General features: G+C 45.5%; 21 protein-coding genes and 1 pseudogene. 20 read left to right on the top strand and 2 right to left on the bottom strand.

Annotated elements, in window-relative coordinates; all coding sequences use genetic code 11:
* The first annotated feature begins 48 nt into the window (after nt 1–48).
* The 3 genes from CHK_RS03085 to CHK_RS03075 are packed head-to-tail and all read left to right on the top strand — an operon-like array spanning nt 49 to nt 2,645.
* The gene (locus CHK_RS03085) at nt 49–1,371 is read left to right on the top strand and encodes a sensor histidine kinase (protein WP_046442569.1); all 1,323 of its coding nucleotides are present in this window, start codon (nt 49–51) and stop codon (nt 1,369–1,371) included.
* Complete coding sequence (locus CHK_RS03080; protein ID WP_046442568.1) at nt 1,361–2,074, top strand: LytR/AlgR family response regulator transcription factor; 714 nt, start codon at nt 1,361–1,363, stop codon at nt 2,072–2,074. The genes CHK_RS03085 and CHK_RS03080 overlap by 11 nt, the downstream gene beginning before the upstream one ends.
* A 7-nt stretch (nt 2,075–2,081) precedes the next feature.
* Nucleotides 2,082–2,645 (top strand): accessory gene regulator B family protein, encoded by a 564-nt coding sequence (locus CHK_RS03075; RefSeq protein ID WP_046442567.1) that lies wholly within the window; start codon nt 2,082–2,084, stop codon nt 2,643–2,645.
* Here CHK_RS03075 and CHK_RS03070 read toward each other — a convergent pair.
* The gene (locus CHK_RS03070) at nt 2,635–2,877 is read right to left on the bottom strand and encodes a hypothetical protein (protein WP_046442566.1); all 243 of its coding nucleotides are present in this window, start codon (nt 2,875–2,877) and stop codon (nt 2,635–2,637) included. The two genes, CHK_RS03075 and CHK_RS03070, sit on opposite strands and share 11 nt — an antisense overlap.
* Nucleotides 2,878–2,994: 117 nt before the next feature.
* On the opposite strand from CHK_RS03070, the gene CHK_RS03065 reads away from it, so the two are divergent.
* Nucleotides 2,995–3,240 carry a helix-turn-helix domain-containing protein gene (locus CHK_RS03065; RefSeq protein WP_046442565.1) on the top strand — a complete coding sequence of 82 codons (246 nt, stop codon included), beginning with the start codon at nt 2,995–2,997 and terminating at the stop codon, nt 3,238–3,240.
* 541 nt (nt 3,241–3,781) lie between these two features.
* Nucleotides 3,782–3,994: a DUF4160 domain-containing protein gene (locus tag CHK_RS17120; RefSeq protein ID WP_407923515.1), complete on the top strand. Its 213-nt coding sequence runs from the start codon at nt 3,782–3,784 to the stop codon at nt 3,992–3,994.
* 128 nt (nt 3,995–4,122) lie between these two features.
* Here CHK_RS17120 and CHK_RS03050 read toward each other — a convergent pair whose 3' ends face one another.
* Nucleotides 4,123–4,932, bottom strand: coding sequence for a DeoR/GlpR family DNA-binding transcription regulator (locus CHK_RS03050; RefSeq protein WP_046442563.1), 810 nt, complete (start codon nt 4,930–4,932; stop codon nt 4,123–4,125).
* Between the two features lie 392 nt (nt 4,933–5,324).
* On the opposite strand from CHK_RS03050, the gene CHK_RS16785 reads away from it, so the two are divergent.
* The 15 genes and pseudogenes from CHK_RS16785 (at nt 5,325) to CHK_RS17025 (ending at nt 21,965) form a co-directional block, all read left to right on the top strand.
* Nucleotides 5,325–6,308: a thiamine pyrophosphate-dependent dehydrogenase E1 component subunit alpha gene (locus CHK_RS16785; protein WP_235843862.1), complete on the top strand. Its 984-nt coding sequence runs from the start codon at nt 5,325–5,327 to the stop codon at nt 6,306–6,308.
* Nucleotides 6,308–7,321: an alpha-ketoacid dehydrogenase subunit beta gene (locus CHK_RS16780; protein ID WP_046442562.1), complete on the top strand. Its 1,014-nt coding sequence runs from the start codon at nt 6,308–6,310 to the stop codon at nt 7,319–7,321. The genes CHK_RS16785 and CHK_RS16780 overlap by 1 nt, the downstream gene beginning before the upstream one ends.
* A gap of 22 nt (nt 7,322–7,343) precedes the next feature.
* The gene (locus CHK_RS03035; RefSeq protein ID WP_046442561.1) at nt 7,344–8,273 is read left to right on the top strand and encodes a class II fructose-bisphosphate aldolase; all 930 of its coding nucleotides are present in this window, start codon (nt 7,344–7,346) and stop codon (nt 8,271–8,273) included.
* Between the two features lie 14 nt (nt 8,274–8,287).
* Nucleotides 8,288–9,535, top strand: a complete 1,248-nt coding sequence (locus CHK_RS03030; protein WP_046442560.1) for a dihydrolipoamide acetyltransferase family protein — start codon at nt 8,288–8,290, stop codon at nt 9,533–9,535.
* 20 nt (nt 9,536–9,555) lie between these two features.
* Nucleotides 9,556–10,926 (top strand): annotated as a pseudogene (lpdA, locus tag CHK_RS03025) (dihydrolipoyl dehydrogenase); the annotation flags it as partial.
* A 34-nt stretch (nt 10,927–10,960) separates the two neighbouring features.
* Nucleotides 10,961–12,073: a zinc-binding dehydrogenase gene (locus CHK_RS03020; protein WP_046442558.1), complete on the top strand. Its 1,113-nt coding sequence runs from the start codon at nt 10,961–10,963 to the stop codon at nt 12,071–12,073.
* 9 nt (nt 12,074–12,082) lie between these two features.
* Nucleotides 12,083–13,639 carry an FGGY-family carbohydrate kinase gene (locus tag CHK_RS03015; protein ID WP_046442557.1) on the top strand — a complete coding sequence of 519 codons (1,557 nt, stop codon included), beginning with the start codon at nt 12,083–12,085 and terminating at the stop codon, nt 13,637–13,639.
* A gap of 45 nt (nt 13,640–13,684) precedes the next feature.
* Complete coding sequence (locus CHK_RS03010; RefSeq protein ID WP_082103362.1) at nt 13,685–14,818, top strand: substrate-binding domain-containing protein; 1,134 nt, start codon at nt 13,685–13,687, stop codon at nt 14,816–14,818.
* A gap of 121 nt (nt 14,819–14,939) precedes the next feature.
* Nucleotides 14,940–16,415 carry a sugar ABC transporter ATP-binding protein gene (locus tag CHK_RS03005; protein ID WP_235843863.1) on the top strand — a complete coding sequence of 492 codons (1,476 nt, stop codon included), beginning with the start codon at nt 14,940–14,942 and terminating at the stop codon, nt 16,413–16,415.
* 13 nt (nt 16,416–16,428) lie between these two features.
* Nucleotides 16,429–17,412 carry an ABC transporter permease gene (locus CHK_RS03000; RefSeq protein ID WP_235843861.1) on the top strand — a complete coding sequence of 328 codons (984 nt, stop codon included), beginning with the start codon at nt 16,429–16,431 and terminating at the stop codon, nt 17,410–17,412.
* 15 nt (nt 17,413–17,427) lie between these two features.
* A complete protein-coding gene (locus tag CHK_RS02995; RefSeq protein ID WP_046442554.1) occupies nt 17,428–18,255 on the top strand; it encodes a transketolase in 828 nt (275 codons plus the stop codon).
* Nucleotides 18,252–19,196: a transketolase family protein gene (locus tag CHK_RS02990; protein WP_046442553.1), complete on the top strand. Its 945-nt coding sequence runs from the start codon at nt 18,252–18,254 to the stop codon at nt 19,194–19,196. The genes CHK_RS02995 and CHK_RS02990 overlap by 4 nt, the downstream gene beginning before the upstream one ends.
* Nucleotides 19,193–20,653 (top strand): FGGY family carbohydrate kinase, encoded by a 1,461-nt coding sequence (locus CHK_RS02985; protein WP_046442552.1) that lies wholly within the window; start codon nt 19,193–19,195, stop codon nt 20,651–20,653. The genes CHK_RS02990 and CHK_RS02985 overlap by 4 nt, the downstream gene beginning before the upstream one ends.
* Complete coding sequence (locus CHK_RS02980; RefSeq protein ID WP_046442551.1) at nt 20,620–21,342, top strand: histidine phosphatase family protein; 723 nt, start codon at nt 20,620–20,622, stop codon at nt 21,340–21,342. The genes CHK_RS02985 and CHK_RS02980 overlap by 34 nt, the downstream gene beginning before the upstream one ends.
* Nucleotides 21,343–21,710: 368 nt before the next feature.
* Nucleotides 21,711–21,965 (top strand): DUF4368 domain-containing protein, encoded by a 255-nt coding sequence (locus CHK_RS17025; RefSeq protein ID WP_082103361.1) that lies wholly within the window; start codon nt 21,711–21,713, stop codon nt 21,963–21,965.
* The last annotated feature ends 470 nt before the right edge of the window (nt 21,966–22,435 follow it).

The raw sequence follows: 22,435 nt of genomic DNA, 5'->3' as shown, positions 1-22,435 counted from the left end.
ATTATGTAGAGATTAAAATTCGTCTTATAGGCAGGGGAGGAAATAAGAATGTCTTTACTCTGGGTGTTATGGGAAATCTGCGTTAATTCTCTCGAGTGTTACTTTTTGTTTTATATGTTGTCAAGACAATTAGATTTTTATCCAGGAGGCAAAAAATACGCCTATTTAGGCTTGCTTGCGATAATCATCATTGAGACCACTTTGAACTTTACTCATGTGGAATCGGATGTAGTTATCGTCATATGTTCTATTATAAAATTCGTTTATCCGCTTATTTGCTTTTCGGGTAAAATACCTCCTAAAATATTATGGAGCGTAATAGGAAATTTTGTGCCGAATATCGCTAATCTGATTTTATCAAATATTTTACCACTCATCAGCGGTCTGAATATCGTGGATACTTTATCTCCATCAATGGCGCGTTTCGGTGTCCAGATTTTTTATATTTTGGTTGTAATCATACTGTATTGGATACTCTCACAAATCCCAAGAAAGAATAAGATTTCTTTGTCTCCCGCCATTCAGATCATTTCTATTGGCATTGTTGCCATCGGTATTTTTTCAGTCGCTGAAATTGTAGGTTTCTCCATAAACGCAGAACGTACTCCGGATGAACGCCGTATTTTGATCATCATTAGCTTTGCGATCCTTGTAATGATGACAGCCATTATTCTCTTGTTTGACAAGATGGGATCTGCTATCTGGAAAAAATTGGATGCGGAGCATAGATTGCAGCTTTTTACGATGGAGAAAGCCAATATTAAGCGCTCCAAAGAAATGATACGCACATGGAATCACGATTTTAAAAATGCCCTTGAAATATTACGATATTATGCCGTGCGCGGTGATCTTGAAAACATCAAAAAGTATATTGGTATTCTACAGAGTGGATATGAAGAAATAAAAGCAGAGCAATCAACCGGATATTCTTCCGTTGACGCCATTATATCTATGAAACTAATGGTGGCTCATACAAAAGAGATCCCCATTTCTTTAAATATCAGCCAAATCGATAATCTCCCCATTAATGAGTCAGACTTCAGCATGATTTTAGGGAACCTTTTAGATAACGCAATTGAAGCATGCGAAAAGGTGGAAATACCGGACAATCGCTATATCGATGTTGTAATCTACAAACAGCAGGATATGATACGCATTGGAATCACCAACAGCTCTATTGGGGATTATCAGTATAAAAACAATAAACTCATTTCCAGTAAAAAAGTGGGCGATCACGGTCACGGACTTTCTCGAATGAATCAAGTTATAAAACGATGTGGGGGATTCTACAAAACGTTTCCCGAAAATGATTCATTTGAGTTACAGATTTTTATCCCAACTACATCGGAGGAAAAGTGTCATGAAGATTAAAATTGGTATTTTGGAAGATGAAATTGAATTCTGTGATAAATTGAAGCATGAGTTATTAAAGTGGGCAGAAGAAGCGAAATGTTTTGTGGAAATCAAAGCATATAGTACTAGTGAAGCATTTTTACTTGATTTTGATTCACAGGAAGATTTCGACATCATATTTCTGGATATCGTCTTACCAACTTCGCAGACCGGAATGGACGTTGCAAAACATATCCGCGAAACAGATAATGATGTGGTTCTTATATTTTTGACCAGCAATGTAAGTTATATGGGCGAGGGTTATGATGTTCAGGCGCTTCAATATCTTATTAAGCCTCTGCGTTATCCGGTCATACGTAAGTACATGAATAAAGCTAAAGATATTCTTTCCAGAAGAACTGAAAAAAATTATATATTAACGACTCGCAAAATGACGATCAAGATCCCGTTTCATAGTATTCTTTATTTTGATATGATAAGCCAAAGAATTACGATACATACAAAAGATAATGAATATACTCAATGGGGACGTTTGCGTAATATAGAAAACCAACTGCCGCCCGAGTTTATTCGGTGCAATCGCTCGACTATAGTCAATGTTCAGGTAATTTCGTCTTTTTTACCTGGTAATGAAATGAAACTTATAAATGGGCAAAATCTCCATGTTAGTGACGCATGGATTAATCAAGTCAGAGAACGATGGATGTATTATTTCGGGTGAGGAATATATGGAAAAAATCGCAAACAAATTCGCTGACTGGCTAGTATGCTGCGGTGCGCCGGGAGACAATAGAGAAATATATGCTTATGCGGTAGAATGTTTATTGAATACCGTGCTGATTTTTAGCGTTATTATTGTTGTCAGCATAATATTGGGAAAATTTCTCCCAACCTTGCTATGGATATTGTTTTTCTTGCCTGTCCGTCATACATCCGGAGGGCTTCATGCCCCAAATCATATTGGCTGTTTTCTTTTTTCCGTATCAGTAGGAATAGGATGTATGTTTCTGGCACCATTGCTTGTCAATATGCCGAGCGTTTTTTTTGCGGGGATATGTGCGAGTATTGTGATTATCTTTGTATTTGCTCCGGTCATACATTCCAATCATCCTCTTTCGGAGCAAAGTATCCAAAAAACAAAAAAGCACGCCCGAATTATTATTCTTCTTGAGAGTGCTTTTATGATCCTGCTCTATTTCTTAACAAAGGATAGTGTATTGGCATTTTCCGCTTTGTTAGGTGTACTTTCCGCTACGCTATCAACATTCGCCGGACGATTGCTCAATCAATAAATTCAGATTTTTCTTTATGGAAGCGCTTATCCAGACGGCCATACTTTTGAATCGCATTACTGAGTTCTTTATTGACCTTTAATGCTGTTTCATCTTCACAAAGATTTCTGGTGGGATCTGTTTTGATCTCTTCCGTGATCGCGGCCAATTCAGCGCGTTTCTGCTCCATACGTTCTTTTGCAGCAATCAGTTGCTGTTCTAATTTTTTCCTATATTTTTCACTTGTATCCATTTGTTTTATCCAATACCTATAAGAAAAGTTATTTTGACATTTTTATAATGTCATTTATGCCTCGAATATACCATATAATTTCAATATGACAAGATAATAATGTCAAAATGAAATTAAATGGAAATACTGAAGCCGCCTATGGCACCGCGAAATTTATGCGGTCAAAATATTGCACGGTTGCGTAAGGCTATGATTCCAAAAGTCTCACAACGGGCATTAGCCGATAAAATGCAGTTATTGAACATCAATTTAGACAAAAACGCGATCCAACGCATTGAAGCAAGACTGCGGTTAGTAACGGATATTGAATTACGCGCATTTGCTCAAATTTTCAATACAACTACCGATGAATTATTAAAATAACTATTCTACACGGCTTATGCTTATTATAGGGAGTATCGTTGCTAAATACAAGAACAGAAACATTAAAATTCCCGGCCACTCAATAAAAATTGAATGGTCGGGAATTTCCCGTAAAACGAAAGTGCCCAGGGGCTGAGGTTTCTGGCTTTCTGTCTGTTACGGTGAAAAATAGAATATGAGACGTGATAACAATATTAGGCAAGGAGAGTGAAATGCTTTATCCTATTATTTATGCATTACTTTGCAGGTGAGCCCCAAATTACACATTCCAAAATTTTGGATAAAGGGAGAATATATTATGTAGAAGTGCGCTTTGGACGTTTTGATGGAATCGTATGGGCATCGACCGATTGTTTACTGTTGGACTATATATGGAGCGGCCGGGAAGAGTTTTCTAATGCAGAAATATAAGATTTTACAAAGAATGCAATGCGCATTTAATATACCGTTTTGTGGGACGCGGAAGGGCGTATACTGTGTCTGATTTATTGAGATTTGGACAATATCTGGTATATTTCTGAACCGATGATAGTAATGCCCCATCCATGTCTATATTGAAAAAGGCAAGACGGGCAAAAACGCAACAAAAGTATGGCTGACCGCGTCGGGAGGGTGTATTTTGGCAAACAACAACGGCCATATTCCACAAAACGTATTAGGCGACTTGCTTGATATCATTGCCGCCCAGTTCTTTATGATTTGCAATATATGGAAAGAACATTTTTGTATCAATGAAATCCGGTTTTACTGCTAAAGGATAGCCTGCAAAGCGGAAGCATACGTGAGTGTCTGCTTCCGTTTTTTTATTGCTTCAGCAAAAACAGAGAAAGTCCACGCGCCAATATAAAACCTCGGCCAAACAGAGTTATGCCAAAATTGATATTAGCCATTGTTGTAATGATGGATGATCCTGCCGTCCGGAACGTCGACGATCAGGACTTCTTTGCCGAGCGTAACCAGCTTCGCGATACTATCCTCGGAAGTAGCGGAATCAGTAATGATGGTATCGATATCCTTCATTTCCGTAGCAATACAAAGAGAATTCAAGCCGAATTTTGTATGATCAACACACAATACAACCTTGCGGGCCAATGAAGCCAGAAATTGTTTGGGTGGAATAAGCGTTAGGGTATGCTCATAAGCTCCGCCTGGAATCCGCAGGGAACGCGTAGATAAAAAGGCGATATCAGCGCTTAAGTCTCCAACTGAATCCAAGGAGAGATCGTTAATTGTAGAATGCGTCATTTGGTGAACGCTCCCACCAACCTGAATGATTTGGGCGTTTTGGTTGCTGGCAATCTCAAACGAACAGAAAAGACTGGTAGTAATGATCGTAATTGGGAAATCAGGAGGCAGAAATTTCACGACAGAACGTGATGAAGTTCCTGAATCGATGCAAATAATATTATTCGGTTGAATCAGGCTGGCAGCAGCTTTTCCAACAGCATTTACTTCGTCACGAAAAATCCCGAATGGCTGTTGTGCCGGTGGCGTTGTGCCTTGCTGTGCATGGTTGACCAGGATCGCCCCGCCGGGAAACCGTTTTACGATATTCGCCTTTTCCAGATCAGCCAAATCCCTGCGCACTGTCATAACCGAACAATCTAACTTCTGTGCTATTTGCTGAACGGTCAGGAGCGGGGATAAATCGAATTCTTCTACTATTTTTGCCTGACGCAGATTTTTGGACATTTTTTCACTTCCTATCCCTACAAACGCTTGCAATTATATTATCCATGGTTTCATTAAAAATTAAAAAAATTGTTAAAAAACAATCATTTCTTTTTCATTATAGCTCAATCTACAGCAAGTAGGCAAGCATAAGTATTCTTTTTTTTGTTCGGAAAAAATCATTATGTTATTAAACGAACAAAAATATGATGAAATACGATAAAATTTGCTTGACTACGAAGAAAAATAGCATTAAAATAAGCTATACAGACCGATTTCAAACAAAAAATGTTCTATAACAAACAAAAATGTGCGCAAAAGAAAAATATTGTCCGAAAAAAAGATCGAAAACGTCAATTCTTTCACCTGTTGGGTGAAGAAAAATATGAAAAATTATTCAGGAGGGAACAGTTTTGGCACAAAAGTATAGCAAAGAAAAGTTACTGGGGATGTATGAGCGGATGTGCTTGATCCGTAAGTACGAAGAAAGTATCTATTACCTGTTTTTGGAAGGGATTATGCCGGGCAGCATACACCAGTCCACCGGACAAGAAGCGTGTGCGGTCGGAATGTTATATGACCTGACAGACGAGGATTATGTCGCCTCTACGCACCGTCCCGCCGGACATTGCCTCGCGAAAGGTGTGACATTGCAGTCCATGATGTGTGAAATGTTTGGAAAAGAAGAAGGATGCTGTCACGGAAAAGGCGGAGCCATGCATACGGGAGACATTCATGTCGGCGTAGTTCCGGCAAATGCAATCGTAGGTGGGAATCTACCGATTGCCGCGGGAATAGCACTTTCCAATAAAATGCGCAAAACGAACCAGGTAGTCGTGTGCTTTATGGGCGATGGCGCAACGAACGAAGGTTCGTTCCATGAAAGTATGAATTTTGCAGCTGTTTGGAAGCTCCCGGTCATTTATGTATGCGAAAACAACCTGTATTCGGCAACGACTTCGATCAAACGAACGACGCTTTTGGAAGATGTTGCAGCCGGGCGAGCAGCCGCTTATGGCATGGAGGGGATCGTTGTCGACGGAAACGACGTGCTTGCCGTCAATGAGGTTGCGGTCAAGGCGATTAAAAAGGCGAGGGCAGGCAAGGGACCAACGCTGATCGAGCTAAAAACTTACCGGCATGGCGGACATTCCAGGAATGATGCATGTGGATACAGGCCTAAAGAAGAAGAAAAAAAGTGGTTTGACCGCGATCCGCTGAAGCTTTTCCGCGCATATCTGATAGAGCATAAAATCGCGACAGAACAAGAGATTGTGGCGATCGACGATCGGATACAGGACGAAGTAGACGAAGCGGTGGAATATGCGCAAGCAGCAGCAGAACCAGCGTTGGAAAGTGCGTTGCATGACATTTACTGGGAAGGAGAGAACGACTAATGGCTACGATGAGTATAGCGGATGCGCTGAGGGAAGGAATCATGGAAGAAATGCGCCGGGATGAACGTGTTTTTTGCATCGGTGAGGATGTGGATATAGAAGGCGGAATGGGCGGTGCGTTTACCGTAACCCGGGGCTTGGCAAAAGAATTTGGAGAAGAGCGGGTGATCAATACCCCAATATCCGAGATTTTAATTTCCGGAGCGGCGGTTGGCGCCGCGATGACCGGGATGAAACCGGTTGCTGATTTACAATATGGCGACTTCTTATTTTGTATGATGGATCAGCTTGTGAACCAAGCGGCGAAAATGTGTTATATGTCGGGTGGAAAAGTAAAAGTACCGATGGTGATGCGCGCTCCATGCGGGGCAACAAACCGGGGTGCCCAGCATGCGCAAAGCTTTGAAGGGTTTTTCACACATGTTCCCGGACTCAAGGTCATTTGCCCGTCTACTCCTTACGATGCCAAAGGAATGATCAAACAGGCCATACGTGACGATAATCCGGTTGTTGTGTTCGAACATAAACTGTTGTACGGCGGAAGCAGAAAAGAAAAGGACGCACTGCAAACCTCCGGTGAAGTTCCAGAAAACGATTACACGGTAGAGTTTGGAAAGGCAGCGGTGCGCCGCGAGGGAACGGATATGACAATTGTAGCCAATCTGCTTATGAACTATAAAGCACAGGAAGCAGCCGCGCTGGCTGAAAAGGACGGAATCAGCTGCGAAATCATTGATCCTCGGTCCTTGGTTCCCTTTGATTATGAAACTGTAGAAAATTCCGTCAGGAAAACAGGAAAACTCCTGATCGTGCATGAAGACGTCTATTCCAATGGTTGGGGAGCCCAACTTTCCGCGCATTTTGCAGAAAAATGTATCTATGATTTGGACGCTCCGGTTATGAGGGTAGCAACGCCGGATACCCCGATTCCGTTTGCGCCAAATTTGGAGAATTACGTAATCCCTTCCAAGGAACTGATCTACGAGGGAATTTTGAAGTTGGCAAGACAGTAATTTTGATAAAGGAGATTGATCAATGACGAAAATAAGTGGAAAAGCCCTGTTAAAACATGCGGAAGAAAATCACTATGCGGTTGGATATTTTGAAAGCTGGAACCTCGAATCTACGCTTGCGGTGGTTCGGGCAGCCGAAAAAATGAAATCGCCTGTGATGATAGGCGTTTGTGGAACGTATATTGCCGAACCAAAAAGAAAATATCCGGAAGATATAGCGGTTTATGCCGCAATGGTAAACACGATCGCGCAGCGCGCGAGCGTGCCGGTGGCAACTCTTTTGAATGAATCGGACAACGAAGCATTGGTGTATCAGGCTGTTCAGGAAAAATTCGATATGGTGATGTTTGCGCCGATTTTTGCGGCAGATGCGCTGCCATTGGACGAACAGATCGCAGTCCAAAAACGGATCGTCCATTATGCGCACGCATGCGGTGTGACAGTCGAGGCTGAAGTGGGAGAATTGCCGATGGTTAATTCAGCAACCGGGGACGTTCATCAGGGCGAAAACACCGACCCGCAATTGGCGGTTGATTTTGTAGCGCAGACTGGGATTGATGCACTCGCGGTAGCGGTAGGCAATTGTCATTTGATGGAAAATGGCAAGGCAAAGATTGATTTTGAATTGATCCGAAAAATAAAGTCTATGGTGAAAGATGATGTAAGGCTGGTCCTGCACGGTGGTACCGGAGTCGCTTTGCAGGATTTCCGCGAGGCGATTGACGCGGGGATCACAAAAGTCAATATCGGTACAGCATTGAAACGCGCTGCAGTAAATGCCGAAAATAGTTTTTATCATACGAGCGATACCGACAAAATGGATCCCAACGATATTTTGGGACGTGGCATGGATATTGATATCATGGTCAAGCAACAGGAACCGGTCATGCAGGTAGTGGTCGATTATATCAAAGCATTTAATGGAGAGAATAAAGCGTTCCGCGTTGGATAAATGGAGGAGAGAAGATGATCAAGAAAATTATTATGCCTTCCGGCGGACAAACAACGGATCGGTCTATGGTTGCAAATTGGCTTGTCAGCGTGGGGGAGGAAGTAAAACGCGGGGATACGATGCTTGAAATCGAAACAGACAAAGCAACGCTGCCGGTGGAGAGTTTTACCAAGGGCATTGTGGTCGACATACTTGTACAAAAAGGAGAATTTGCATCTGCAGGCGAAGTGCTGGCGCTTGTTGGAGACCGGAACGATTTTGAGCAATATCGGATGGAAACAAATATGACGGCACGAACGCCGGCATCTCCGGAACAAAATAAAGAACCTGACGACGAATACCAGCCGATTATGAAGAAGCAGGATTCCACTGCGGCCCCTAAGGTGCAGGCAGTTGAAAACGCCGTTCGCGCCGGGGAAGCTGACGGCCTGAAAGCAATGCCCAATGCAAAACGGTTTGCGCGGGAAAACAAGATTGATTTGGCCAGATTCGCGCAGGAGCATGGACCTGGCACAATAAAATTAGCGGATTTGAAAGAACATGCGAGCGCTGTACCGACGGTGTTGCAGCCAATGGGCGAAACATATCTGGATATTCCGAAAAGCAGTATGCGGCGCACAATTGCGCGCAGGATGCTTGAAAGCACACAGAACATACCGGCTTACCAGGTTACTGTAGAAGTGGATATGACAAGTTGTATCGCACTGCGCAAACAAGTCAATTCCCTCTACCCGAATGTAAAAGTAAGTTATAACGACATTATTCTAAAAGTTTTGGGGACAGCGGCAAAAATGCACCCGGATGTGAATGCGTCGTGGACGGAGGATGCAATCCGCAGGTATCCCCAAGTCAACGTGGGGTTGGCGGTTGCGGTAGAAGGCGGATTGGTCGTTCCTGTTATAAAAGACGTTGGGGCATATTCGGTCCGTGAGATTGCAACAATGACACAGGAAAAAATTTCGAAAGCGCGTGAGGGAAAATTATCGCCGGATGAGATGGAAGGCGGAACGATCACACTCTCAAATCTGGGAATGTATCCTGTGCAGCATTTTACAGCAATTATTAATCCGCCGGAAGCATGTATCCTTGCGCTGGGGAAAACAGAAGAGAAAGTCGTTGTGCGGGATGGTGAAGCGGTGATTCGACCGGTAATGACAGTGACCGCAACATTTGACCACCGGATCATTGACGGTGCAAGCGGCGCCCAGTATTTAACGGATGTTAAAAATTTGCTGGAAAATCCCGGGTTGGCCGTTTGCTGATGGAGGGCTGAAATATGGCTGATATATATGATTTGATTGTCATTGGCGGCGGACCGGGCGGATATCTGAGCGCTAGAGTCGCAGCAAAAAAAGGAGCGAAAGTCGCCCTGTTTGAAAAAGACAGTTTGGGCGGGACTTGCCTGAACGTTGGATGTATCCCGACAAAATACTTGCTGGACAAAGCAAAACTGATGGACCGGATCACGGAACTGACGGAGCAGGGAATCTTCAAAGAAGCAGGACAGTTTAGTTTTAGGAAAATCCAGCAAGGAAAAGAAAAGGCCGTGTCCCAGTTGGTCGGTGGCGTGGGGAGCCTGCTGAAAGCAAGCGGCGTGAAGCTTGTGAAAGGAAGCGCACAACTGATGCCAGGACTGCGGGTATCCTGCAACGGCCGGGAATACCAAGCCAAGGATATTATCATTGCGACGGGTTCTAGCCCGGTAACAGTCCCTGTTCCGGGTGCGGAAAATACGATTGACAGCACCGCTGCATTGGCGTTGCAAAAAATCCCCGAACGACTTGTAGTGATCGGCGGAGGCGTAATTGGAATGGAACTTGCAAGCGCCTACAACGCCTATGGATCAGATGTAACCGTAGTAGAGATGATGGAAAGGCTTTATCCAGCTGAGGAACAAAAAATTGTGGACGGACTTGTCGCAGCCATGACATGTAAGGGCGTCAAAATTGAAACAGGCGCGGCGGTAAAGGAAGTAAAAAAAGATCGGGAAACATTAGCCGTGCGCTATCAAAAAGGGGAAGAGGAAATAACCCTTCCCGCCGACGTTGTATTGATGGCTGCAGGCAGGAAGGCGAACTTAGAGGGGATCGATGCCAACCGGCTGGGGATACGGCTCAACTCCAAAGGGGAAATCGTGGTCAATCAACGGATGGAAACGTCTGTTCCACATATTTATGCGATTGGAGATGTGATCGGAGGGTACCAGTTGGCTCACGCAGCATATGCCGAAGGAGAGTGCGCTGTTCACAATATTATGGATGGACCAAAGACCGCAGATCTATCGGTTATGCCAAGGTGTATCTATACCATCCCCTGTATGGCGGCGGTAGGAATCACATCGGCGCAGGCGAGGGAAAGGGGGATTGATGCGTCGGTCGGTACATTCCATTACCGGGCGAACGGAATGGCGCTTGTGGAAGATGCGCAAGGAATGGTGATTGTGATAGCCGATAAAAAGACGAAAGAAACACTGGGCGTCCATATTTTGGGAGAAGGGGCAACGGAAATGATTTCTTTCGCCGCGGCAGCAGTGATAAACAAAATGACTTTGGCACAATGGGAAGATTTGATTGTGGCACATCCTTCCCTGTCAGAGATGGTACGGGAAGCGGCGCTCGATTGTTTCGGCATGGCGGTTCACAGCGGGCGCTGAAACTAGGACGAAATATTCTGAGGAGGAGAATACAATGAAAAAAGTAGACGGAATTCCAAAAATTATGAAAGCGTTGGTTGCCTATGGGCCAAATGATTTTCGTTACGAAGATCATAAAGTCCCGGAAATCACTGAGGACGAGGTTTTGATTAAATCGCTGGGATGCGGGATTTGTGCGGGCGATATTAAATCTTATCATGGAGCAGCGATGTTCTGGGGTGGCAACAACTTGCCGCAATGGCAAACGCCGGGCGTAATTGGCGGACACGAATTTAGCGGGGAAGTCGTTGCGATTGGGGACAATGCAGCCAAGAAGTACGGGCTGGAACTGGGAGACTGGTGCGCGCCGGAACAGATTCTTCCGTGTTGGGAATGCCGGTTTTGTGAGGAAGGCATGCGCTGGATGTGTGAAAAACACGACATGTATGGTTTCCAGAAAGGGATTACGGACGGCGGCATGGCTGATTATGTGCGGTTAAGTTCGAGAAGTATAATCCATAAACTGGATAAATCGATTGGGATCAAAGGCGCGGCGTTCGTAGAGCCGGCATCCTGCGCGGCCCATACCATTGAACGCGCGGGGATTTCCATGCGGGATGTTGTAGTCATTGCGGGCATGGGACCGATCGGCCTCGCAAAGACCCGGTTCGCGAAAATGAAATCGCCAAAACTGTTGATTGCGCTTGACGCGAAACAAAACCGGCTGGAGGCCGCAAAAAAAATGGGCGCGGACCTTTGTATCAATATTGCAGAGGAAGACGCCGTAAAAAAGGTAAAGGATTTGACGGACGGATATGGATGCGACATTTATATAGAATGCGCCGGGTATCCGTCTTCCGTAATCAACGGTTTGAATATGGTGCGCAAACGCGGAAAATTTATCGAATTCAGCGTATTTGGACAGGAAGTGACAGTTGACTGGAGTATTATTGGAGACCGCAAGGAACTCGATCTTCTGGGCGCGCACATCAGCGGGCTGGAAGGATATGAAGTTGCAATCAGCGCAATTACGAAAGGTACGCTCGATGTGGAAACCCTTGTGACCCACAGAGTACCGATGCAGGATTGGAAAACAGGATTTGAGCTTGCCGAACAGGGCGATCCTGCAATCAAAGTTGTTTTGATTCCCGAAGCAATGCAAAAGTGAGGAGAAACTATGGCAAAATATCTGATCGGTATGGATTTCGGAACCGGCGGCGGTAAAACATGCATTATTGATGAAAATGCGGATGTACTGGCTTATTCTTTTCAGGAATATCCGATTTATGTGGATCATCCGGGATGGTCAGAACACGATGCGGAGCGGTACTGGAAACTTGCGTGCGAGACTATACAGGATTGTGTGCGAAAGTCAGGAATCGACCCAAAAGACGTAGTAGGGATTGGCGTATCGTCGGCACAACCTTGCCTTGTTATGGTCGACAAGGAGACAAACCCGATCAACCGGGCTTATAATCTCATGGATCGCAGGGCGACAAACGAGGTGCAGTGGCTGCGCGATAACATCGGAACGGACAAAATATTTGAAGTGAGCGGTAACCGGATAGAAGATCATCCGACAATGGTCAACCTGATGTGGGAGAAGAACAACCGTCCGGAAGATTTCGGAAGGATTTGGAAAGCGCTCACCATCGATGGTTTTGTTCGCCTGCGCATGACGGGAAAGGCAGCAATGAATTATTCTACGGGCGGTTTTTGGGGAATTGCGTACAATATTGTGAAAAAAGAATATGACCCGGAAATTATGGAACGTATTGGCATACCGGTTGAGATGATGCCGGATATGTATGCGTGCGAAGAAATTGTCGGGGAACTGACACAAAAAGCAGCACGGGAAACAGGGCTTGTTCCCGGGATACCGGTTTGTGCCGGCCAAGTAGACTGTAATGCAGCATGGGTAGGCGGCGGCGCCACGGAGCCGGGGGATACGCAAATCAATCTCGGAACGGGAGGCATTTTGGGAATTGTCAATAATAATCTCGATTTTTCAGATTTGCTTCTGAATGACCCGTATACGACAAATTCCTGCAACGATTATATTACGATCGCCGCGATCGTGGGTGGCGGACAGGTGTTGCGCTTCCTGCGTGACAGCGTTTGCCAGCTTGAGACCGCAGCGGCGCGGCTGACGCCTAATTTGGATGTGTATGACTACATGAATATTGAAGCGGAACAAGCACCTGCCGGTTGCGAGGGTTTGGTTGCGTTGCCCTATCTGATGGGAGAACGGACGCCGCTTTGGGATGTATATGCACGAGGGGCGTTTTTCGGACTTTCGTTGCATCACACCAAAGGACATATGATACGGGCCATGATGGAAGGCGCCGCTTTCGCGTTATATCAGAATTATGAAGTCATGCAGTATAAGGGGATCAAAATCAACCTTCCAATCGTACTCAATGAGGGCGGCGCGAAAAGCAAACTATGGAGAAGAATCCTGACCGATTTGTTTAATGTTCCGACGGCATTCCTTGAAAACCGTGTGGGCGCTCCTTTCGGAGACGCGATTCTTGCGGGTGTTTCGGTGGGCGTGTTCAAAGATTTTTCGATTACCAAAGAAAAGCGTAAATTTAGCGATTATATGGAACCTGACCAGAAACAGCATGAGCTTTACATGGATTATTATGGATTATTCAAGAAATTGTACGTCCATGTGAAAGATGATTTCCATGAGATGGCCGCGCTCGTTAAAAAATACGGTGTAACGAAATGAGTTTGCCTGCGGGCAAAAATAAATAAAAGTATGGAGGAAGAACAAATGAAGAAGGTATTGGTAGTAGTACTGGCAGTTGTCCTGGTATGTATGAGTTTTATGGGATGTGCACAATCAGGCTCGACGGAGACGGCCGCGCAGACAACGGGAAACGAAACAGCGGCGGCTTCAGACAACGAGCCAGATGCTGCGCAGACGGCCGGAGCTTCTAAACTCTCAAAGGCTTCCGAAGCGGAAGACGATTATCAGCCAAAGAAAGATTTCTATCACATTTACGCGACCTATAAACTAATCCACAACTGGTATGATGCAATTAAAACAGGTGCAGATGCGGCAATTGCAGAATTGGCAGAACAAGGAATCACCGTACAATTTGATTGGGAAGCACCGGTCACACCGGATGCGCTGGACCAGGTCAACCGGATTGAATCTGCGGTTGCAAAGAACCCGGATTTGATTGCGGTCGATATTTCGCAGGAAGATACGACGACCACGGCAATCAACAATGCAGTAAAGGCGGGAATCCCTGTTATGACATTTGCTGGCTCTGATCTTCCCAATAGTGAACGTACTGCGTTTGTTGGGAATTTGGATAATGAAGGAGACGGCTATGCTTTGGCGGTAGCGTTGTTTGAGGCGATGGGCGGAAAAGGTAAGGTCGCAACATTGGAAGGAACGATCGGGGCGCCTTCCCATGAACAACGGATCGAAGGTTTTAATAGGGCGCTCGAAGAATATCCGGAAATTGAAGTTGTCGACCGCCAGCGGGATGAAGACTTGGTGGAAAAAGCGGTGCAGATCACGGAGAGTTATATCCAAAAACATCCTGACTTAGGAGGAATTTGGTGTAACAATGCCTCAAACCCTGTTGGGGCGGCACAGGCTGTTCAGGATGCCGGGAAATCAGGCGAAATTTTGATTGCCGGCATGGATCATGATTTACGGACGCTTTCTTACCTTGACGAAGGAGTGATCACGGCGGCACAGATACAAAATTGCTATGATATGGGATATTTCCTGATCAAAAATGCAATCAAAGTCATTGACGGAGTAGAACCGGGAGATGACACCTATCCGGAAATTTATGCGGTAGGTTCGCAGACTGTTTACCAAGATGAAGCAAAAGAGTATGCAGACTTGCTTTACGGGGCAGGCGCACTCGATACGCAAGCAGAATAACGCACTGTTGTATCATCATATGCCCGCAGTCCTTCTGCGGGCATATGGTGCTGTGAACTGCGGCGGATACAAATAAAAGTCTGAAAGGAAGTGATTTCGGATGAGTGAATACGCAGTGGAGATGAAAAATATAACAAAGACCTTTCCGGGAACGAAAGCGCTTGACGGGGCCTGTTTGTATATCAAAAAAGGTGAAGTACACGCATTACTCGGCGAGAATGGGGCTGGCAAAAGTACTTTGATGAACGTATTGATCGGGATCCATAAAATGGACAGCGGCGAAATGTTCCTCAATGGCGGACCATTGAAAATCAACAATAATTTTGAGGCGCTGAGAAAAGGCATTGGGATGGTTCCGCAGGAAATTAACCTGATACCAGATGCAAGCATAGCGGAAAATATTTTTCTGGGGAATGAACGAAAAAACAATAAGGCCAAGGCATTGATTGATTGGAAAGACGCAAGGGTCCAAGCGCAAAAAATATTGCATAGTTTAGGCGTTGATATTGATGTAAATCAAAAAGTCAAGCAATTGTCTGCAGCATACCAACAAATGGTTTCGATCGCACGATCCTTGGTTTACGACCCGCAGATTTTGATTCTTGACGAACCGACGTCGGCATTGACAAGCAATGAAGCCAATCTGCTGTTCCAGTCGATGGAAAAATTGAAAAACGAAGGAAAATCTTTGATTTTTATTACCCATCATTTGGATGAAGTCATGTCGCAGGCGGATCGGATGACGATCATGCGGGACGGAAAAGTTGTCCATGTATGTGATAAAAAAGATATTACCAAGGAAGAGATCATCAACAAAATGGCCAACCGTGATGTAACCCGCGACAAAAAGGTCGTTCGAACCTATTCAAATGAAATATTTTTCAAAGCTGAAAATCTGCAACGTGAAAATGAATACAAATCCGCTTCTTTTGAGGTAAAACGCGGGGAGATACTCTGTGTCGCTGGTCTCATCGGCGCAGGCCGGACAGAATTATTTAAAACTGTGTTTGGATTGACCAACTCGGAACCTGGCGGAAAAATGTATTTGGAAGGGAAAAGAGTAGAGATCAACGATCCGGTAGCAGCGATTAGGCTAGGAATTGGATATGTTCCAGAGGAAAGGCGGCAGGAAGGCATATTTCCTATTTTATCAGTTGCAGAGAATATGACGCTGCCATCCTACGGGAAATTGAAAAGGCATGGCCTAATCGATATGAAGCGGGTCCGGAGCGTAACAGATAAATATATAGCTGATTTAAAGGTGAAAACAGCGTCACAAGATACGCAGATCAAAAACCTAAGCGGAGGGAACCAACAGAAAGTTATTTTGGCGCGGTGGATGGCAAAAAAAGTCCGAATGCTGATACTGGACGAACCTACGCGCGGGATTGACGTCAACGCCAAAGACGAGATTCATCGGTTGATACGGGCTATGGCGGACGAAGGCGTTACTGTAATCGTCATATCTTCGGAAATGGAAGAGGTGATCGCGCTTGCCGACCGTATCATGGTGATGCATAAAGGCGAAATCAAGGGGTTTGTAGAAAATCCGATCGATGTGGACGAAGAAAATATATTGAAAATTGCATTGGCATAATGGGGGATAGGACATGAATAAAAAATCTGAAGTGAAAATGATGAATCCATTGCTTAAGGGAATTACTCGATCAACGGCGATGGCGGTTTTTTTAATTATTATTGTTCTTGCTGTCATTGTACATATCGCGACAGGAAATTTTTTCACACCATATAATTTAAGTACTCTTTTGCGGCATGTATCTTTTACAATTATTGTAGCATTTGGACAGACGCTTGTGCTGTTGACGGGAGGAATTGACCTTTCTGTCGCAAGTCTGGGATCGATTTGCAGTATGGTCGGCGCCCTTATGATGACGTCGTATGGAATCAACCCTGCAATTGCCATACCGGTCGCTTCGCTGATGGGGCTTGGTTTGGGTGCGATCAACGGCGCACTGATTTCTTCGTTTAGCTTGACGCCCTTTATCGTGACGCTGGCAACGAGTGAAATATTTAAAGGAATTGTAGTCATTGTAACGCAAGGTATGCCCATTATTGGCGTACCGGATGCGGCTGCAAATTTTGTAAACGATATGATCGGGGGAATTATACCAAATATTCTGGTTATTATGCTTGTGATCTTTGTCATTTTGACCCTGATGCTGAAGTTTACGACATTTGGCCGCCATATTTACGCCATCGGAGGGAACAAAACCGCCGCCCGGATGGTTGGCGTTCGTGTAAAACGGGTGGAACTCGGCGTATATGCGCTGAGCGGCTTATTATCCGCAATGGCAGGCGTATTTACGATGTGCCGGCTGGCTTCTTTTCAATCGAGTATTGGTGAAAACTGGGTTATGCCTTCTGTGACGGCGGCAGTACTTGGAGGAACGTCTATGGTCGGCGGCAGCGGCGGTGTTGGCGGGACGATCATTGGCGGCGTGATGATGGGCGTGATATCCGTCAGTATTACATTGATGAGCATCGATTCGGCATGGGAGACCGTCGTTACAGGAGGCGTCGTTTTGATTGCAGTATTGATCGACGCATTACGGCAACGTTCCCAGAAAGCATAAATAGGAGGTGCAGGAATGGCTTCTCATACGGATAACCTGATGAAAGCGGCCGATATACGCCTACGGGTCTGTGAAATCGTGGTCTCAGGCGGCGGAGGCCATATCGGCGGTGACCTTTCATGTGTTGATATATTGATAGCATTATTTGATGTGATGCGGCATGACCCCAGCAATCCGAAGTGGAACGAACGGGATCGGTTCATACTGAGCAAAGGGCACAGTGCAGAAGCGTATTATGCTGTGCTTGAAGCAGAAGGATATCTTGGAACGGAAAGCGGGCTTAGTACCTATGGACAGCCGGAAAGCAGGTTCGGCGGACATCCGACGAAAAGTGTCCCAGGGATAGAGACAAATTCAGGGGCGCTCGGACATGGAATGTCTGTAGGCGTAGGTATGGCGATTGCAGCAAAAATGAACCATCAAAATTATAAGACTTATGTGCTTTGCGGCGATGGAGAACTGGCGGAAGGAAGCAATTGGGAAGCGGCGATGGCGGCCTCAAAATTTGGATTGGATAATTTTTGCATGATTATCGACCGGAACCGTCTCCAGATTAGCGGCAGCACAGAAGATACGATGCCCTTGGAACCGTTGAACAAAAAACTGGAAGCTTTTGGATTTGACATGCGTTGCGTGGACGGGCACGATATAGAAGCATTGAAAAAAGAACTGAACCGTCTTGCTAAAGGCAAACCGACTGCAGTAATTGCGAATACAGTCAAAGGGAAAGGACTTGCGTGTGCGGAAAATCAAGCGGATTGGCATCACAAAACACCCAGCCGGGAGCAATTGGCCGGAATGCGGGAATACACACAAAAATATAAGGAGGAACTGATCAGATGACTGCAAAAGCATGCCGCGTGGCATTTTCTGAAGCTTTGCTTGAGCGGGCAAGGCAGGACTCTAATATTGTTGTTGTGGCGACGGACTCCAGGGGTTCCGCCGCAATCGGTGCATTTGCGGATGAATTGCCGGAACAGTTTGTCGAGGTTGGTATTGCCGAACAGAATGCGGTTGGCATTGCGGCAGGGCTTGCAGCGTCCGGAAAACAAGCATTTGCCATAGGACCCGCCAGTTTTTATAGTATGCGAGCTGCCGAACAAGTAAAAGTCGATGTTGCCTATTCCAATGTAAATGTCAAGATCGTTGGGATTAGCGGCGGAATCAGCTACGGAGCGTTGGGAGCTACCCATCATTCCGTTCAGGATATTGCTTTGATGCGTGCCATTCCAGGGATTGACGTTATCCTTCCAGCGGACGCGAATCAAACAGAAACGCTTGTGGCCAAGCTATTGGACAATCCACGTCCCGCCTACATAAGAATCGGACGCGGTGCGGTGAATGCCGTATATGAAAAAAATCCGGGATGCAGCATCGGAAAAGCCAATATTCTGTGCGAAGGCGGCGATATCGCTATTTTGGCCTGTGGGGAAACGCTCTGGTACGCAATAGAAGCAGCAAATATCCTTGCGCAGGAAGGTATCCATGCAACGGTAATGGACTTGTTTTCTGTAAAACCGATCGACAGGGAAGCGGTGATTGACGCTGCAAAAAAATGCGGGCGTATCCTTACTGTTGAAGAACACAGCATATATGGCGGATTGGGCGGTACGGTCAGCGAAATCCTTTCACAGGAATGCCCGGTTCCGATGAAGATACTTGGATTACCCGATACGCACCTTATCAATGGCAGCAGTCAATACCTTTATGGGTACTATGGCTTAGATGCCGAAGGAATTGCACGAGGCGCCAAAGCGTTATTGGCAGAAAGGGATGGGCGATGAAATATATCCTTGCGATCGACCAGAGCACCTCAGCTACAAAAGGGATGCTGTTTGACGAAACGGGAACTATTTTTCCCCATAAAATATCATTGGCACACCGCCAAATTTATCCGGATGGAAATCGGATCGAGCATGACCCCATAGAGATCTATCAGAATGTACTGAAATGCATAGATGAGATGACGGAATATGTGGGAGTTGGAAATATTGCCGCGGTTGGAATTACCAATCAACGCGAAACAACGGTGATTTGGGACAAAACAACGGGGCTTCCCATCGCGAACGCTGTTGTCTGGCAAGATCAGCGCGGCGCGGACATTTGCCATGGGATAGCCGAATATGGAGACGAGATATACCAAAGAACCGGACTGCCGCTTTCACCGTATTTTTCTGCGGCAAAAGCAAGCCATTTGTTAAAGCATGTGGAAAACGCCCGGCAGAAAGCGGAGCAGGGGGAATTGCTGTTCGGTACCATGGACAGTTGGATAATTTATAATCTTACGAAGGGAAAAACACATGCCTGCGATTATAGCAACGCATGCCGTACCCAGCTTTTTAATATCCACACTTTGAAGTGGGATGAACGCCTTTGCCGATTATTTGGGATTCCCATGGAGATGTTGCCGGAAATTCAGGATTCAGACGGCGATTTTGGTGAAATTGTGGTAGGAAATGCACAGGGGATTAACATTACGGGAGTCATCGGTGATTCGCATGGCGCGCTCCTGGGACAAGGATGTGTGGAAAAGGGATCGGTCAAAGCAACCTATGGAACCGGGTCTTCCGTAGCCCTTAATACGGGAAATAAACCGCTCTTTGCAAAAGGATTGTCTACATCGCTTGCATGGAGGATTCAGGGTGAAACGCTCTACGAACTTGAAGGCAATATTACATGTACTGGCGATGCGCTTATGTGGATGCAAGATCAGATGAAACTTGTGGAAGATTTATCCGGGATCGAGAAAATGGCTGTTTCTGTCGAAGATAACGGAGGTGTTTATGTAGTGCCGGCATTTTCTGGGCTGGGCCCGCCATATTGGAATGAAAATGCACGCGCGTTGATTTGCGGGCTTGAACGGTCCAGTACAAAAGAACATATTGTGCGTGCATTTCTGGAGCAAATTGCTTACCAAATCAACGATGTGCTGCTAAATATGATGGAACAAGGCGGGGTTGAACTGAGGGAACTTAGAACAGACGGAGGACCTACGAAAAATAATTTCTTGATGCAGTTCCAAAGTGAAATTGTAGGAAAAGAAGTGCGGTGTGCCAATATTGCAGAAATTTCCGCGCGGGGATCCGTGTTTGCTGCAGGTATTCACATCGGTTGGTGGGATAACATTTTTGACGCTGCAAAATCAGCGGGTACGGGCAAAACGTTCTTGCCATCAGGAGAGCCAAAATACCAGGAGTATTACAGAAAATGGAAAACAGCAGTGTCGCGGGCCCTGTTATAATGAAAAACAGGAGGCTCCATCCAACAACAATTTATCTGGTCAGACATGGGGAAACACAGTTGAATGTAGAAGGACGGTTTATCGGTATGCTGGATGTACCTTTGAATGAGCGGGGCAAAAGACAGGCTAGGTACCTGCGTTTAGCACTGGCGGGAACGCCTTTTGATTGCGTATATAGCAGTCCGCTTCAACGGGCATATGAAACGGCACAGATTGCACTTGCGGGTAGGAAACTGGATATTCTTCCCGAGGAAGGTCTCAAAGAAATCAATTGTGGAGTTTGGGAGGGATTGACGGGCGAAGAAGTCCAAAAAAGTTGGGGGAAAGAATTGACGCAGTGGGCGACCTCTCCCCATAAACTCAAAATACCTGGTGGGAATACGTTTTTGGAGGTTCAACAAAATATTCGGGGGGGCTTTGACAAAATTGTGGAGCAGAACAGCGGAAAGACGATTCTATTTTCTTCGCATATGATGGCAATCCAGCTTTTGTTGATGAATATAGAAGGAATCCCAATTGCGGATTTTTGGAACGTAAAAGGGGTAGACAATGCTTCCATTAGTGCGGTTCGTATAGAAGCGGATAGGCCGCCTTTGGTCATCCTATGGGGTTCAACCGATCATCTGCCGTCTGGAGAAAAAAATAGTGAAGTAACAGTTGCCGGACGGAAAATTGATTGCCTAAAATAGGGGAAAGATGCAGACTAGGTGCTTTTACATCTTATTTGTAATAAAAGAGGAGTTTCCGATTCGGCAAAAACACCTATGGGGCTTCCGTTTGTATGTGAGCCAGAATGGGCTGACATCATAGGGCGTGACGATGATGAAACAACTGTGCGAACTGGTACTGGAGAGCTTGAGACGGATACTGACCTATGCGCAGGTGTTTGAAAAGTAATCTGTACGGGTGCAGCTTGAACGGTCGGGCGAAGAACAGAAGAAAGAGATTGCAAAAAAGCGCGGGGAGTTATATAAGGCGGAGAAACGTATTGCGGAGCTGGACATACTGTTCAAACGGGTGTATGAGGATAATTGTATAATGTAATGTATCCGGCGAGCTGACGGACGAGCGATTTGCTACTTTATCTGCAAGCTATGAGGATGAGCAGAAGCGGCTGACGGACGAAACCGAGAAACTGTGTCTGGATATTGAGAAACAGGACAACAAAACGGCAAACATAGCCGCCTTTGTGGAAAGAGCCAAGCGGTACACGGGGATAAAGGGACTGACGCTATTCATTGCAAACGAGGTTATCTCCGGGATTGTGATCTCCGGAAAAATGTCGTTGATGGCAAGATGGTATATCCCATAGACTTCTATTACAACGGTGTGGGGATCATTGAAGCGCCTGCCACCGAAGAGTATGAGAAAATAAAATATTTTAGGAACGAAGGAACCTACGCTTGAAAAACAAAAAATGACATAGCCGAAACCCTGCCGCGCCTTTTGCCCCCCTCGCTTTCTTTTGTGGGCGGGATGAGTGCAGGCAAAAGCCTTTCCCCTCGCGTACAAAAATCTCACTGAAGAACAATCGCAACGATTGTATAATGATATTTGATCGTGGCGCTTCCGAAAAGAAGCTGTGCAAGGGTGTGTCGGCACCTTTGAGCAGGGCACCGAAGTGTTGGCGCACTCTGGGTCTGCCGCGATTTCTGCATATTTAGGGAAATTCCATCCCTACGCTTTCATTGTATTGGGCAGTTTAATGAATGTCAACTATGTGAGACGAATTATTTGAAATTTAACCGTTTCATTCATATATCCTTAAATACATCAAAAAAG

Origin of the sequence: Christensenella hongkongensis (genome assembly GCF_000981035.1) — a bacterium.
GTDB classification, from domain to species: Bacteria; Bacillota; Clostridia; order Christensenellales; family Christensenellaceae; genus Christensenella; species Christensenella hongkongensis.
The sequence above is the reverse complement of the archived record's forward strand: the minus strand, read 5'-3'. Positions and strand labels throughout refer to the sequence as shown.

Excerpts from the sequence above, each read along its gene's own strand:
- CHK_RS03085 (WP_046442569.1), top strand. The coding sequence starts at position 49 with ATGTCTTTACTCTGGGTGTTATGGGAAATCTGCGTTAATTCTCTCGAG.
- CHK_RS03080 (WP_046442568.1), top strand. The coding sequence starts at position 1,361 with ATGAAGATTAAAATTGGTATTTTGGAAGATGAAATTGAATTCTGTGAT.
- CHK_RS03075 (WP_046442567.1), top strand. The coding sequence starts at position 2,082 with ATGGAAAAAATCGCAAACAAATTCGCTGACTGGCTAGTATGCTGCGGT.
- CHK_RS03070 (WP_046442566.1), bottom strand. The coding sequence starts at position 2,877 with ATGGATACAAGTGAAAAATATAGGAAAAAATTAGAACAGCAACTGATT.
- CHK_RS03065 (WP_046442565.1), top strand. The coding sequence starts at position 2,995 with ATGGAAATACTGAAGCCGCCTATGGCACCGCGAAATTTATGCGGTCAA.
- CHK_RS03050 (WP_046442563.1), bottom strand. The coding sequence starts at position 4,932 with ATGTCCAAAAATCTGCGTCAGGCAAAAATAGTAGAAGAATTCGATTTA.
- CHK_RS16780 (WP_046442562.1), top strand. The coding sequence starts at position 6,308 with ATGGCTACGATGAGTATAGCGGATGCGCTGAGGGAAGGAATCATGGAA.
- CHK_RS03035 (WP_046442561.1), top strand. The coding sequence starts at position 7,344 with ATGACGAAAATAAGTGGAAAAGCCCTGTTAAAACATGCGGAAGAAAAT.
- CHK_RS03030 (WP_046442560.1), top strand. The coding sequence starts at position 8,288 with ATGATCAAGAAAATTATTATGCCTTCCGGCGGACAAACAACGGATCGG.
- CHK_RS03020 (WP_046442558.1), top strand. The coding sequence starts at position 10,961 with ATGAAAAAAGTAGACGGAATTCCAAAAATTATGAAAGCGTTGGTTGCC.
- CHK_RS03015 (WP_046442557.1), top strand. The coding sequence starts at position 12,083 with ATGGCAAAATATCTGATCGGTATGGATTTCGGAACCGGCGGCGGTAAA.
- CHK_RS03010 (WP_082103362.1), top strand. The coding sequence starts at position 13,685 with ATGAAGAAGGTATTGGTAGTAGTACTGGCAGTTGTCCTGGTATGTATG.
- CHK_RS03005 (WP_235843863.1), top strand. The coding sequence starts at position 14,940 with ATGAAAAATATAACAAAGACCTTTCCGGGAACGAAAGCGCTTGACGGG.
- CHK_RS03000 (WP_235843861.1), top strand. The coding sequence starts at position 16,429 with ATGAATAAAAAATCTGAAGTGAAAATGATGAATCCATTGCTTAAGGGA.
- CHK_RS02995 (WP_046442554.1), top strand. The coding sequence starts at position 17,428 with ATGGCTTCTCATACGGATAACCTGATGAAAGCGGCCGATATACGCCTA.
- CHK_RS02990 (WP_046442553.1), top strand. The coding sequence starts at position 18,252 with ATGACTGCAAAAGCATGCCGCGTGGCATTTTCTGAAGCTTTGCTTGAG.
- CHK_RS02985 (WP_046442552.1), top strand. The coding sequence starts at position 19,193 with ATGAAATATATCCTTGCGATCGACCAGAGCACCTCAGCTACAAAAGGG.
- CHK_RS02980 (WP_046442551.1), top strand. The coding sequence starts at position 20,620 with ATGGAAAACAGCAGTGTCGCGGGCCCTGTTATAATGAAAAACAGGAGG.